This is a genomic window from Candidatus Woesearchaeota archaeon (assembly GCA_018303405.1).
In the GTDB taxonomy this organism is placed as follows: Archaea; Nanobdellota; Nanobdellia; order Woesearchaeales; family JABMPP01; genus JAGVYD01.
This window is the reverse complement of sequence record JAGVYD010000018.1, coordinates 1-14,081: the sequence shown is the minus strand read 5'-3', so window position 1 is coordinate 14,081 and position 14,081 is coordinate 1. Positions and strand designations below refer to the sequence as shown.

10 protein-coding genes are annotated in these 14,081 nt (G+C 45.9%); 2 read left to right on the top strand and 8 right to left on the bottom strand.

The window, feature by feature from the left end; all coding sequences use genetic code 11:
• The 4 genes from J4227_07330 to J4227_07315 form a co-directional block, all read right to left on the bottom strand.
• Positions 1 to 4,091 (bottom strand): hypothetical protein (locus J4227_07330; protein ID MBS3110313.1); only part of this gene is annotated, 4,091 nt, incomplete at its 3' end.
• A gap of 154 nt (positions 4,092 to 4,245) precedes the next feature.
• The gene (locus tag J4227_07325; protein ID MBS3110312.1) at positions 4,246 to 5,790 is read right to left on the bottom strand and encodes a fused MFS/spermidine synthase; all 1,545 of its coding nucleotides are present in this window, start codon (positions 5,788 to 5,790) and stop codon (positions 4,246 to 4,248) included.
• Complete coding sequence (locus J4227_07320; protein MBS3110311.1) at positions 5,787 to 8,318, bottom strand: hypothetical protein; 2,532 nt, start codon at positions 8,316 to 8,318, stop codon at positions 5,787 to 5,789. Before J4227_07320 ends, J4227_07325 begins: the two co-directional genes overlap by 4 nt.
• Positions 8,293 to 8,856 (bottom strand): hypothetical protein, encoded by a 564-nt coding sequence (locus J4227_07315; protein MBS3110310.1) that lies wholly within the window; start codon positions 8,854 to 8,856, stop codon positions 8,293 to 8,295. The genes J4227_07320 and J4227_07315 overlap by 26 nt, the downstream gene beginning before the upstream one ends.
• Before the next feature lie 495 nt (positions 8,857 to 9,351).
• Here J4227_07315 and J4227_07310 point away from each other — a divergent pair, with 495 nt between their 5' ends.
• A complete protein-coding gene (locus J4227_07310; protein MBS3110309.1) occupies positions 9,352 to 10,548 on the top strand; it encodes a hypothetical protein in 1,197 nt (398 codons plus the stop codon).
• Positions 10,549 to 10,616: 68 nt separating this feature from the next.
• On the opposite strand, the gene J4227_07305 is transcribed toward J4227_07310, so the two are convergent.
• On the bottom strand, positions 10,617 to 11,033 hold the full coding sequence (locus J4227_07305) for a hypothetical protein (protein MBS3110308.1): 417 nt from the start codon (positions 11,031 to 11,033) through the stop codon (positions 10,617 to 10,619).
• Between the two features lie 186 nt (positions 11,034 to 11,219).
• Between J4227_07305 and J4227_07300 the strand changes: the two genes are divergently transcribed.
• The gene (locus J4227_07300; protein ID MBS3110307.1) at positions 11,220 to 11,897 is read left to right on the top strand and encodes a hypothetical protein; all 678 of its coding nucleotides are present in this window, start codon (positions 11,220 to 11,222) and stop codon (positions 11,895 to 11,897) included.
• A gap of 247 nt (positions 11,898 to 12,144) precedes the next feature.
• On the opposite strand, the gene J4227_07295 is transcribed toward J4227_07300, so the two are convergent.
• From J4227_07295 to J4227_07285, 3 genes are all read right to left on the bottom strand, one after another.
• Positions 12,145 to 13,251 carry a hypothetical protein gene (locus J4227_07295; GenBank protein ID MBS3110306.1) on the bottom strand — a complete coding sequence of 369 codons (1,107 nt, stop codon included), beginning with the start codon at positions 13,249 to 13,251 and terminating at the stop codon, positions 12,145 to 12,147.
• A gap of 1 nt (position 13,252) precedes the next feature.
• Complete coding sequence (locus J4227_07290) at positions 13,253 to 13,567, bottom strand: hypothetical protein (GenBank protein ID MBS3110305.1); 315 nt, start codon at positions 13,565 to 13,567, stop codon at positions 13,253 to 13,255.
• Positions 13,564 to 14,081: hypothetical protein (locus tag J4227_07285; protein MBS3110304.1), on the bottom strand; the 518-nt coding region annotated here is incomplete at its 5' end. The genes J4227_07290 and J4227_07285, both read right to left, overlap by 4 nt.

Below are 14,081 nucleotides of genomic sequence, written 5' to 3'. Positions count from 1 at the left end.
ATGCCCGATGTGTAGTTTGTCGCATTCACCAAAGAGAACGCTGAATTGTACAGGTAGAATGTTATGTTGGCAAAATTGCTCTCATTCACGCTCACATTGGCATAAATCCAGCCCCTGCTGTAATAGCTGTTATTCTCTGCAGTCCCAACGCCAAACCCAACCTGCGGAGCAGTATTGTCCAATGTTATCTTCCTTGCCCCTGTTGTGTTTGCATTGCCTGCCCTGTCCAGTATTGTGACATTGTAATAATAAGCCTGGTCAACAATCCCCAAATTGGAGAAATTCAATGTGCCGTTGCTCAGCCCCCAGGCATAAATTGCTGTTGCATTGACCAGCCTTGATGTGCTGTTGTACAAAAAGAATGTAAGGTTGGCCTGGTTTGGGTCAGCTGCTGTAACATTTATGAAAATGAAGTTCCTGGCAAAGAATGTGTTGTTGTCTTCCGTGCCGAGAGTGAAGGAAATATTCGGGTAAGCAGTGTCCACATTTACAGTCCTGTTGCTCGAGTTGAATGCGCCGTTCCCTGCAGAGTCATTGCAGAAGATGTTCCAGGCAAATGTCCTATCCCTTGCAGTTGTGGTAAAGCTTGAAGCGGTATTATTGACCACTGTTGAATTTGTCTCATTTGAAATAAAGCTGCCAGACTCATTCAGATAAAGCACGCATGCATTGAGCTTTGTGTCAGTAGCGGTATAATTAAGGGTTATTGTGGATGTGCTGAACCAGTAGTTATTGGCTGGCCAGGCCAGGCTGACCGCAGGAGGCGTATTGTCAATCATAACCTGGATGGTTGTGCTGTTTTTCAGGCCATCGCTATCAGTGACATTGAGCCTGATGAAGCAGTTCCAGCTGTCCTCAGCGCAATTGGCCTGTGCGCTGGTGTTAAATGTGCAATTAGTCAGGGCAGAACTGCACAGTGGATATGCATTTGCAAAGTCGGCAGCATTGTCGAGCTCAAAAGTATAGAGCGAAACTCCCTGGTCATCAGTTGAGGCACTTGCATTTAGAATCTCTATGCCATTAAGATAGGAGCCATTTGAAGGAAAAGTAAATGCCGCAACAGGGTAATCATTGATTGTGAGGTTGACAAACAGCTCAGAAGTCTCAGCGCCGGCATTTGTCGAAAACGCAGCGCATCTCAATCCATATATATTGCCGCCTGCAGCTGTGCCAACAGTCACATTGAATGTCTGGTTGCAATAGCCGCCTGAATTTGAGAGAGTGCCGCATGAAAGGTTGTCGACATTGCCCCTAAGCTGGGTAGTGTTCCTGGTTAAGGGATACCATGCTGATGGACTGAGGCTCTCGTTATTGAATTCTGCCTTTAGCACCACCCCTGTGCAATCACCTGATGATAATTCGGAGCATGACACATTGCAGGTCTGCAGATAGCTGTAATTATTCATAAATGAGGATTCATTCAGCTCAAAGTCAGCAAGAGGCTGGACCAATGTCACATTCAGGAAATAATTGCTTGTGGCTGTCCAAGTTATTGTTTCAGGCGGCGACCGTGCAAAGTAATTTCCAGCCAGGTCAGTGGCATTTGTAATGTTCCAGTAATATGTTCCTGACTCATCATTGGTAAATGAAGCAGACCAGTTCAGGCCGCCGAGGCCGCAGCTTGTGCTTGAATTTGCCAGGGGCAGCCAATCTGTCAGGCCACTGGGCTTTTGCACCTTTATCCTGACTTCGCTTATGCTTGAGTGGGAATCATTCACAAAAACAATCAGGCATGCATGGCCCTGCACATTAAATGAAGTTGCATTTATCGTCTCATTCCTGATATAGGGCGAAGTTGTATCAACAGTGAGGGTCCTGGCATCGCTATTATTGATATTGGGGATATAATCACTGCAGCTGATGTACCAGGAATAAGTCCCATTCAACAAGGCTTGCGTAAAGTCCTGCGATACGCCTTGCTGGACTGTTGCGTTTGTGGAGGCAAGGCCGCTGTCAAGATAAAGGCTGCAGTTTTTGATTCCCAAAGTCTGGTCTGTAGCATTAAACCTGAACACGGCAAGGCCGTCTGTGTCATATGCAACTGTGCCCGGGCTTTCAATATATAATCTCGGAGCCACATTGTCAATCTTAATGCTTCTTGTTTCGGTGCTATTGGTGTGGCCCGCACTGTCATTAATGCTGACATTGAATTGATAATGCCCCTGCAGGCCGGTGTAAGTCAGGTTGGTATAAGTGCCAGTATACCGGATGTATGACAAGGTGCCATTAAAATTAAAAATCACTGTGTCCGGATTGGCATCAAAATGAGTCACGTTCACAACCACAGTGGTAACTGTTGTATTCTGGTTTGTTGACGGCATGGGCCCTGAATAGTTTACTTGCGGGCTTATGCTGTCAATGTATATGGTATAATTCTCATCCAAAGCAGCAGTGCTCCCGCCCCAGTCCAGGTTGGTTGCAGAATCATTGCAAAATACATTCCAAACATATACTCCATCACTTATAGTGGTTGAGTTGAATGAATTCGCCCCTTCATCCGGCGCCGAGTCTGTTTGGTTGGCATGCCAAATGCCTGTGAAGTTAGCATACAATGAGCATAAATTCTTGTTCAGGTCAGCCACTGTAAAGCTCATCTGGACGCTTCCATCCAAATCCCAGGAGGCGTTCAGCGGTGTTGTCAGCACCACTTCAGGCTCAGTCTGGTCCACTGTCACAGTATAAACCGAAGAAGTGCCTTCATTTGTACGATTATCTGTGCAATTCACAAGCCAGCTATACGTATCTTCGTCCAGCCCTGTCTGCACAAATTCCTGTATCAGGTTTTTATTCACTGAAAAATTCTGGGCAATCGGCGGGCCGTATCCAACATAGAAAAACCTGCAGCTGTCTATTTCAGATGCATCCGTCACATTGAACCTGAAATTCACGTTTCCATCATTGTCAAACCCATTGTTTTCAGGCGCGAGCAGCGTAATATTGGGCGGCTGCCTGTCTGTCACATTTATGTAATAAGTAATTCTCGCGTCAGTGTAATTTTGGGATTGGAGATAGACAAGTGTAATGTTGAATATTCCAGGAAGGTCAAAAAGGCTGAAATTGCTTATCTGCGAATAATTGCTTATGAGCAAGCTGCTATTCCTGTAAAGCTGGATTGTTATGTTATCTCCCCTGTAAACACTGCCATTCAGGTAGATTGATGGCCCATATTCCATTGTGAAATTTCCGGCTGTCCCATTCAGGGTGAGGTTCAGAAGCGTGGTTTCCCTCGCAATTATGAAAGTCCAGTTGTAGGTCATATTCCTGTTGCCACTTGTGTCATTTGCATAGGATTTCCAATAGAACACACCTGCCGGATAAATGGCGCTGTAATTATAAACATTAGAAGTGTTTTGCATGGTGTAATTTGTGTTCACGCCTGTGAAATTTGATTCGAACAGCACACCGCCAGGGTATACTTTGATATTATCTGTCCATGTTATGTTAAAGACGCTGAAATTTAATGGCGAATAGGTCACTGCTGTCCTGCTCCAGTTATTTGACCATTGCGGGGGGATTGTGTCTGGCAAAACTTGGATATTGTTGGTATCAGATGTTGCAGTTGCCCCGGATGTTGCATGCCTATATCCTGTTGTATTGACAGTATTGTTTGATGTCGGTGTCTTGAATGTGTAGGCAGCCCACCTTGTGGCACCGCCGGGAACAGAATAGGAGCCTGTGACAAAAACACCATTGCCTGTTTGCGTGCAAGCAACCGCTGTAGTGCTTCCGATATCGCCGGCAGTGCATGAGCCAAAGGAAGCTATAAGTTGGGACATCAGGCCATTGACCAGCGCGGAATGGTTGGAAAGGTCAACTGTGCAATCTGTCCCTCCACTATTTGCAACTGCCATTTCAAACCTGTAAAATGTGTCCTGGGTCAATCCGCCATCGCCCGAAGTAGTGCAGTCATTGTCAACTGCACCATTGGCAGGCGCGTTTACAGTGCAGATTGCAGTCCCGCTTCCAATTGTTGTGTCAGACAGGCTGCTTGCTGACCTTATCACAATGCCAGATGCAGGAACTGTCATGCTGCAGGGGCTGGAACCTCCAGCAAGCACTTCCTGAGCCATTGAGAATCCGAAAAAAAACATTGCCAAAATTGCTAAAATAAATTTATAACCCCTGCCTGACAAAAATCCTTTTTGATTTTTTCTTTTTTCAGGAACAGGGCTTTGGCTGGATCTAATTACACTGACCTTTGCCACTTTTTCCATTTTTGCAAAATTAATTGCACTGCTGTTCCTATTATCCACTCAGCAACACTCCTTCCCCATAAAAGTTCAGGTTAATCCTTCTCCATTCATCCTGGCTTCTGGCTTGCAATAAGTCAACCGGGCTGTAATCATCTGTCAACAGGGTTCCCCCGGCAAGGCTTTGCCTTTGCCTTTTCAGGTAAATCTGCAGCATTTCCTCTTCCTGTTCGCTGCAGCCCTTTCTCACGCAAACATTCTCAGGATAGAAATTGACTGCTCCATCTGATACGAAGAAAACAATATTCATAAGATCAGATGGGTCATCGTGCAAAATCTTCACATCGGAAAACACACTTACCAGTGTGGCATATACAGATTGCTGCAGCCCTGAATCAAGATAGCCAAGCGTATTGACGACCAAGACTCCCCCTGGCGACAGCCTGGCCTTGGCCTCTTCAAAGGACTCGCGTGAAAGCATGTAATGCGGCACGCTATAGCCCGAATAGACATCCAGAATGATCATGTCATAATTTTCCTGTGAATTCCTGAGGAAAGCCCGGCCATCCTGGATTACTGCCGTCCCTTCAAAGCCAAAATAATCCATTGCAACCTTGGCAATCTCATTGTCTATTTCCACTGACTCAACATCAAGCCCAAATTCCTCCAGTTCTTTGGATAAAACCCCTCCTCCCAAGCCGATGACCAGCGCAGACTTAAAGCCCGGAGAAATCCCCAGCAACATATAGTCAGGATAAATCAAAATTGACTTTCCGCTTTTTTCGCCATCCCTGAAAATCCCTGCCTGGGTGGCGCCATCTACCAACAGATATCTTTCACTGCCTTTGTCCACAACAACTATTTTTCCCATAATGCTGTCCTTGCTGTACACAATTTCGCTGCCGTCCTTCATGGCGACAGAATAAGATGGAACAAGCATCAGGATAACCATGGCAGCCAGGCTCAGCGCAACAACCCTGTAACTCTTTTTCACGGCCATGCCAAGCACTGAAATCAAGATGAGAAGAATCCCTGTGCAACTTATGACTGTGCTCAACCGGAAATTAGGGATTAAATAGAATCCTGCTGCGAGTGTTCCAACAACACTTCCAATTGTGGATGATGCATAAACTTTGCCCGAAGAATTGCCTACTGATTCAAGCTTTTTTGTCGCAGACTTAACGCAGTAGGGCACGACCATGCCCAGCAATACAAATGCCGGGCCAAACAGAAGAGCAGCAGCAGACAATGGCCCCATCCTATTGCCCAAACTGTTGCTCAGCAGCAGAATCCTGGCTGAAATCTTGGGAATAACTATGAACAGCAACCCTGAAATGGCTATAGCATATTCCATTTTCCCGAACAAAGAGGGCATGTCAACTGCCTTTCCGCCTAAGTAATATCCAATTGCCAGAAACACAAGCGTAACTGTTATCAATGCACTCCATACAAACAGGGTCGTGCCATAATATGGTGATATTATCCTGGTTCCAAGGAGCTCGAGTATCATCACAGCTGCTCCGGCAAGGAACACAACAGCGTATGGATAGCTTGCCTGGGCAAAATTTATGATTCGGTTTATGATTTGAACCCTGTTCAACTTTTCACCCCCTTGACTTCCAGGCTCTTTGACTGGCTCAGGTATTCTATGCCATGTGTTTCATCAACAGCACGGCACCTCAGCTTGTAGCTGCCAGGCGAGACTGCAGATATTTTGCGCTTGATAATATGGATGGCAGGCCTGTTTTCAGAGCCCTTATCTGCTGCATCCATTAATGCCAATGGCAGCCCATCAGGGGATTCGGGATCATCAAATGCTGTACATTCGCCATCTATGCAATATTCCCAATACATTGTTATCTCCGGGATGTTCAGGCCATCATTCAGGACAAATTCACACGACACATCCACGCCCGAGCGTTGGCCAGATTCAGAGCCTTCAAAATTTATCAGGACATGGGAAATGTCAGCCCATAGCCTTGGCTCAGATGCTGCTTGCCACTGTGTCGGCTCATTCACAACGAGTTCACCCTGGCTTGCTGATGCCGGGCCAAATGCAAACTGTGCACGGCCAACCAGCTTAGGCCTGAATTTGTATTCCAAGGCCATGGAATTTCTGCCATCTCCATTCACAATCCATTTTAATTGGAGCCCCTCCTGGGTTTCCATAACTTCTGCATCCCCAAAATCATAAACCTCAATTCCATTTGGCGCAAAATCAGTAATGATATAATCACCATAGAGCCCGTAATTGCTCTGCACTTCAATTTCCATGGCATTCCAGAAAATCGGGTCAAATAATGTAGGGGCGTTGCGTGTCACCCTCAGTTCAGCAGGAGATGTTGCTGCTATAAACGGGCCGAGTGAAATCCTTGTCTGGGCTGAAATGTCATAGGCAAATGAATCAATGAGCACCTCATCCAGTACCGCATCAGGCATATCATCTTCAGGCTGTATATCCTCCAAATCAAGGGCATATGTGCATTTATCAACTGAGTATAAATCCTTGCGGGCCAATTCTTTTATTAATGAACCCTCACTGAATTGCTTCAGCCTGATGTCAGGATAGCACTCAAAAAAGCCAGCGCTATCCAGGAAAGCCATCTGCAATGATGCCTTGCCCTGCTTTGCGTAGCTGCTGAGGTCAAAATTTGCCAGCACTGTTCCCTTGGGTGCCTGCGCCTTGCGCACAAATTTGCCTTTTGTTGTTGTAATATTCAGCTCAAGATAATACAAGCCCGCTCTATTTGTTTCTGCAGGGTCAATCCTGATTTCATATTGGCCTGGCAAAATCTCCCTAATCTGGATTGCCTTCGGGTCTATTGCTGCCTCATAATTGTGGGCGCTTGCTTCAATAATGTGGCCTGCATCTGTCCAGGTCCCATACTGGGTTGAGGAAACAATATCCATCACTGACCTGAGCCCAGGCACAATCTCCAATTGAATGTTGCCCTCTTCCCAAACTGCCAACTCATCGTCTATAGAAAGCATGAAAACCAAAACCTCATTTCGATCAAAGCCAGGCTTTGCAGCCTTCAGGCTGACACCGGACTCCAGGTTTTCCCTTGCCTTTGCATAAAGGGCATAATCATAAGTTGTTCCCATTGTCTTGAAATAATCTCCAAGCTGAATTTCGAATTTGTCAATGCCCAATACTCCTAAATCCTGGTAATCCAAGAAGGATATGCCTTGCACGTATTCATTCCCGGCCTTGCTTCTTAGCAAGGCTTCTTGCGTTCCACTATCTGCCAGGCCAGACAGCTTCCATTTCATGGCATAACCGCTTTTGTCCGTGCCAAACAGGTATGCATCAGGCGCGGATTCCACTTTCCATCCAAGTGGCAGGCGAATGCCAAGAATATCATTTTCAATTGAGCCGTAAATCTCAATTGACAAGTTCACTGTAGTGTTAACAGGAACATAATTCAGGATGTAGCCGGTGCATTTTTCATCCTGGCATAAGGCTTCGCAACCATCGCAAACAAATGTTATTCCAATTGAGCCAATGCTGCTTGATGTCCCATTTTCAAAACTGAGATTGACAAACTCAGCTTTCAATTCCTCCCACTCGCTGTACAAAATCTTTGGCTCCTGGCCACCATCTGCTGCAGCGTTAAGCGTGTTTTCTGCGTATATTGCCTGCGCTTTCACAACATTATGGAAGGATGAGCCATAGTTCCCATAATACAAATAGAACTTCTCGTCCCAAGACTCACTGCTGGGAATCAGGCCGACAAGGGCGCACGCTTCTGAACTTCCAAAGCATACAAACTCGCTCTGCCCCTCGTCAAGATTTTGCACCTCCCATCTCACAGCCAGGCTTGTGGAGTCAGTGCTTTCACTGCCTGAAATAATAACGCTAAAGTCAATGACACCATCCAGCTCTTCCGTGCCATCATTATCCAAATCGAATACAGCTGAATCTCCATAACTGAGCCCGAGCTCAAGGACAGATGAGCCGCGGATGCTGGCCAGAGCATGGCTTGCGAAAAATATCCCCACGCTTACAAGCGCCAAGGCCAAAAGCATGCCTGCTGCTTTCTGTGCTTTTGTCATGCCATTGCCTGCGCCCAGATTTATTGTCTCTTGCCTGCTTTCAGCTTCAGTTCCCTTTTCCATTATTATCATTGCCTCTCAGCTTTTCCCTTGCATTGTAGTATGATGTCCAGATTGTCTTCACATCCCTGTTCAGAAGATTGCCTATTTCCGTGAACCCGTAGTTTTCCTTTTCCCGAAGGTAAAATGCCAATGTCTCAAGAGGCCCGAGCCGCGGATCGGCGAAAATGCCCACAGGTATCCAATAATTGGGCTCTTTCACCACGAACCTTTCCTGACTTTTTTTCCTGGCATGATTGTGGCTTGACCAAATGGCCCTGTCATCCCTGTTCAATATTGCAGCAATCTCATGGTATGAGAAGTTCAGCTCTTCCTTGAGGTATTTTACAACTGCCTGAAGAATGCCGAGCTTGCGGTCCCTTAAGACATAGCTTGCAACTAACACATCTTTATCCTTATCCCTGACTTTCCCAATGGATTCAAGGACCTGCTGGAAAGAAATATTATGCTTTTCGCTGAGTGTATGGACTAATGTATGAAATGCAAGCAGCTCACTGTTCAGCCTGTCGTTCAAAGATGTCTCTTTTTTCCCGCTTCCGTTCCCTTTCAACGCTATCTCTGCTCCACTGATGGATCACTTCGTTCCACATGTACCATGCAGGCGGCCATTCAACGCTTCCCAATTCTTATCCTTGTATACAAAAATAGTATATTTCCTGCTTAAGTTATATATAAAATTTTCTTTTATTTACATATTCAATAGGATAAAAGTCTACATGATTAAGAAATCATATTGGCAAATGGAAGGCAAAAGAGCCTGCATTTGCAATCTACATCACTGCCCTGTCTTACCACAATGTGCCTTGTCTTACCACAATGCACTTTTTCATTCAAATGCTGCCAAAAAATTCAAGCGCAGGAACAACTTTCCAGCATGCAAATCCCTGTTTGCCACCTTTTGAATGGCAGTCACGGCCAGGCCTATAAAAATTTTTTTAAATTCTTTTTTCTGAACTGATAATCCCTGACTTTCCGAAACAACAAATTATATATACAGCTTGTGTGTGTTTTTGTGCATATCAATATATCAAAGCCGGGGACATCCATGCAAAGCAAGAATCTAATAAGCAAATACCTGTGGCATTCTTTTGTTTTAATCGGGATTATTCTTTTCTCCAGCCCATCATCAGCCCTGAGCATAGGCGTAACGCCCGCCAATATTGATTTCAATGACATGCTTAGGGGAGGATATGCTGAGAAAAATGTCAGGATCAGTACATCTGACGCAAGAAACATAACTGGCCATATTTCAAAATTTGGAGATATTGCTGACTGGCTGCGAATTGAGCCAGATCCTGAATCATTGTCTTTTTCATCATCAGCGCCATACACCATGAAAGTGGTTGTTGAGCCGCCTGTTGATGCAGCAAACGGGGTATATACTGGCGAAATCAGGATTTTGACAGACAGCGCGGGCGCGGGCGAGGGGACTGTGGGCTCCCAGGTAAGGGCATCTGTAAGCCTGGAAGTGACTGTGCGGATTACTGATGTTGAGCTGAAAGCATGTTCAGCTGGCGCGGCATCCCTTGATGATACTGAAATTGGCTTGCCATTATCACTTGAATGGCTCGTGAGAAACACCGGCAATGTGAGAATTGCACCCAGGATTACGATTGACATCTGGGACAAGGACAAGCAGAGCCTGATCGCAAGCAGGGAATATGAAAGCGCAGAAATCCTGCCAACAACAGAGCAAGGCTTTAACAGGAAATTCTCAAGCGAAGGCATGGCAGTTGGGCAGTACTGGGCAAACATGGCAATTCAAGACTGCGATTACAGTGGCCTTACCACATTCGACATTGTTGAAAAAGGGGTCATTTCAGACAAAGGGGAAATCCTTGCGGTTGAGGCAGCATCGTATGTATATTCCGGCGACATTGTGCCTGTCACTGCAAAATTTATGAACAGGGGCATCAGGGCTGTCACTGCCAAGTTCAAGGGAGATATACGCCTTGACAACAAGATTGTCCAATTGATAGAAAGCGAGGTTGTATTGGTGGAGCCAGGCGAGACAGTTGGGCTGACCTCATTTTTTACACCGGAAAAAACCGGAAAATACAGCGTATCCGGCCATGTTGTCTACAATAACAAATTAACATTTGAGAAATCCACAATAATAAATGTCAATCCCAAGCAAAAGACCCTGACAATCGGCACAGCACTGCTTGTTGCACTCTATCTTGCAATTATCATCACCATAATCTTCCTGATAAGAAAGATAAGGAATGCCAGGAAGAAATAAGGATAAAGCCCAATAAAATTCTATAAATTACAATAATAAAAAAATAAAAATGGAAAATAGGGATTTAGCTACTTCCCCTTAACAGGCTTCCTGACTTCTGCAAGCCACATGTCGCCAATCCTGTTCAGGAGCTCCTTGAAATCATTCGAAATCTTGTATTTCTTCCTGTACAGGTCATAGTCAATAAGGCCCATGCCCCTCATCGGGGTAAGAATCCTGTCATAGAACTGCCTTTTGTTATAGGAAAGCCTGACTTTTTTGCCTGTAAATTTTGGGTCGTCAATCTCAGTGACCAATTTGCCCTCATGAAGCTCAGTTGCAAACTCAGACATCTCTGACTTTGTTATTTCGGTGCCCTTTTGCTTAATATAGCCTATCAGCACCTTGCCCACTATCTTCTGCTGTGGCGTTGCGAACACTATCTCGAAAATATCGTCTGGCAAGTTGTACTTGTCAACAAGTATTACCACTGTATACACCCCCACTATACCTTAATTGACTTTATGGAATTTAATATATGTTTATTAGCTTTTTATATATAAAGCTATGTTTTTTCGTATTTTCATTTCGGCGTGCCAGCACCAAAGAAATCCGCAAGTTATCTTTGCTGAGTGGGAAAATAAGTTTATATACGATTTAAGGGTATGAAGCGCTCTAAGGTGGAACAGTCAATGAAAGAGGACCCTAGCCATAAGTTTCTGGATGATGTTGACGGAAGCAGTGTTTTTTATGTCCGCAACGGCCCGGTAATCAGGAATATCTATGAGCTTTTGGACGGCTTTGACCACATGAGCCAGGACTCATTTGACTTCCATGTGACTCCTGAAAAGAACGATTTCAGCAACTGGATTGCACATGTGCTGGGCGACAAGCAGCTGGCTGAAAATATCAGGCACAAAAGCAGGCAGGACGCCGGCAGCATGCTCAGGAAAAGGATACTTGAATTGGAGGATGAGATTGAAAAATCAAAGATAGCAAAAGTCATCCAGCTTGGAAATGATTCAGCCGCACACTCTGCAAAAGAAGAAAAAGAGCCGGAGCATATTGAAGTGAAGCACAGCCACAATGCCATGCATGCAGAAAAAGAGCCTGAAAATGAAAGCAGGCAGCAGGAAAGCGCGCAGGAACGCAAGGAACGTGAGCATAAGGAACACCAGGCTGAGCACCATGAGGAAAAGCATGAGCACAGGCATCACGCCAAGGAAAAAGAGGAAAAGCCAAAACACAGCGGATTTTTTGCAAAAGAGCTGGCCAGCATTAAATCAGGCATAAGGAACAATATTGAGCTATTCCTGCTCGGCCTTGTCGTGGGGATTCTCATAGGGAAATTTGTGCTCGGCGGATTCTAACATTTCCATTGAAGAAACCGTTGCTGTTCTTTACACAATTTATTTTATCAATAAGCTTGTGAGGGAAACACACGCAGAGTATGTAAAGGAAGAAAAGAATTACCAAATCGAGCCAGAGAACCTTATAATCAGCATCAAGGAATTTCGCAGGAGAAGGAAGTGGTACCATCTCTGGTAGGCAGGTAGGACTTTTCGATTCATCCCGAGACCAGATTTGCCAGACCCTTTGCCAAACCCAACCTGTTTCTTATTTCTTCCCACCTTCTGATGCAGCCTCTTTTTGGCCGCCACCTGCAATCTTGTCTTTCAGCGCGCCGAAAATCCCCTTTTGCGGGGCAGGCTCTTCCTGCTTTGGCTCTTCGCCTGGCTGAAGTATCTTTTCAGGCTCTGCAGGCTTTTCCTGCGCAGCTTTCCTGGCCTCTTCGTCCAGCAGTTTGAAGTATTTGTCAAGGTCAGGGGTTTTCTTTGCCAGGGTTTCAAAGCCTGCCAGCAGCTTTTCGACCCTATCAAGCCTTTCATCCACGCTGTGCACGACTTTCTTCTCCAGGGTTTCAAACCTCCTGTCCATGAGCACAAGGAGGTTTCCCGCATGCTTCTCAAAGCTGTTGAATTTGGATAAGAGGTTCTCAACATCCTTTTTCGCGGCAAGGCCTGCCAGCTTGATCTTAAAGCTGTCAAAGTCGCCTGTGATATGCTTGTACCCCTTGTCCAGCTCTGCAGCCTGGCTCTGGAACTTTTCATAGTCGCTGAATTTCTTGCTGACCTCAACGAAAATGTCATCGACCCTGCTGGCGTGCCTCTTGACAAGGGCTTCCACCTTCTTAATGTCCAGCAGCTCCTTCCTGACTTCCTCTGATAGCTTGATTGTCTGCTCAACGCCCTGAAATACATTTACCTGCTGCCTGAAATCCTTAAGCTGTTCCCTGAAGGACTTGATGATTGAGTCATTGCTTTCTATCCCGGCCTTAAGCGCCTCAACCTTTGCATCGGATTTCTGCAGCTCAATCATCATCTTGTCCGGCTGCACAGTCTCAACAAGGTCAATTGCCTTGGCGCTCTTGACCTCAATGTTCTGGATTGCCCTGTTTGTGTCCATGATCATGCCGCGCAATTCGCCAATCTGCTCGCTGACCCTTGTAAACCTCTCAGAAGTAAGCTTTCTCATTTCAGCAAGGGAATCAAGCTGGGCCTTTATCTTGGTGACTTCAGCAAGAAGCCTTCCGTCGCTTGCGCCTACAGGCGCTGCCTGCTGTTCCGGTTCAGGAGCCGGCTCTTCTTCCTCTTCGGACTCTTCACCGCCTTCCTGCTTTTCCTCTGGCGCAGCCTCTTTTTTGCCAAAACCAAACAATCCCATGCTAATCCTCCTTTTTTAGGTACTCATTGTCTTCATTGTTTTTTATTCTTTCCATTTCTGCCTTTGCCGCATTGAAAATCTCCTTCACCTGCGCGAGGTCGCTGTCCTCGCATGTGGCCTTGTACAGCCGTATTTTCGGCCAGGCCGCGCCCAGCATATTGTCAGCTGATTTCGTGTAATAGCCAGCCCTTCTCAGCTCGCTTAAGTCTTTTTTAATCATGTCCAGCTCTGACCTCAGCAGCCTTGCTGTTTCCTCTGCCTCTTCTATTTTTGGCGTCTTGATTTTCATGGCCAATTCCCTCTGAATTTGCTTCACGCAAGCCTTGCTATCCCGTTTTGTATTGCAACGCAGTCCCTGATGACCCGCTGTTTCAAGCCAACTGGGAGATTTTTGTATTCTTCCCTTATTTGGTCATAGCTGTGGCTTGCATTTTGCTTGTCATTCTTGGTTATGAAATCCTTTGCCTGCGCAATAAGCCCAATTATTTTGTTTGCAGGCTGGGCTTCTGCGGGGGCTGGTCCTGGTTTTGTTGCCGTGTTTTCTTCCTTGATTTGCGGCGCAGCAGTTTCCTGGACTGATGTTGGTTGCAGGGAGCCTGGCCCTTCTTTCCCCTTATTGTCCTCTTCTTTGGCCTTGTCTTCACCTTCCTTAGGCGCAGTTTCTTCTTTATTCTCTTCTTTTACATCCTCTTCCTTTTGCTCTGCACCCACACCCTTCTCAGTCCCTGCCCCCTTCTCCGCCTCCTTCTTCGCCTTCTGCGCAGCCTGGAACTCTGCCTCAAGCTCATGCCTGTTCACAAGATCAATCTCAAACTGCTTGGGCTGCTTGC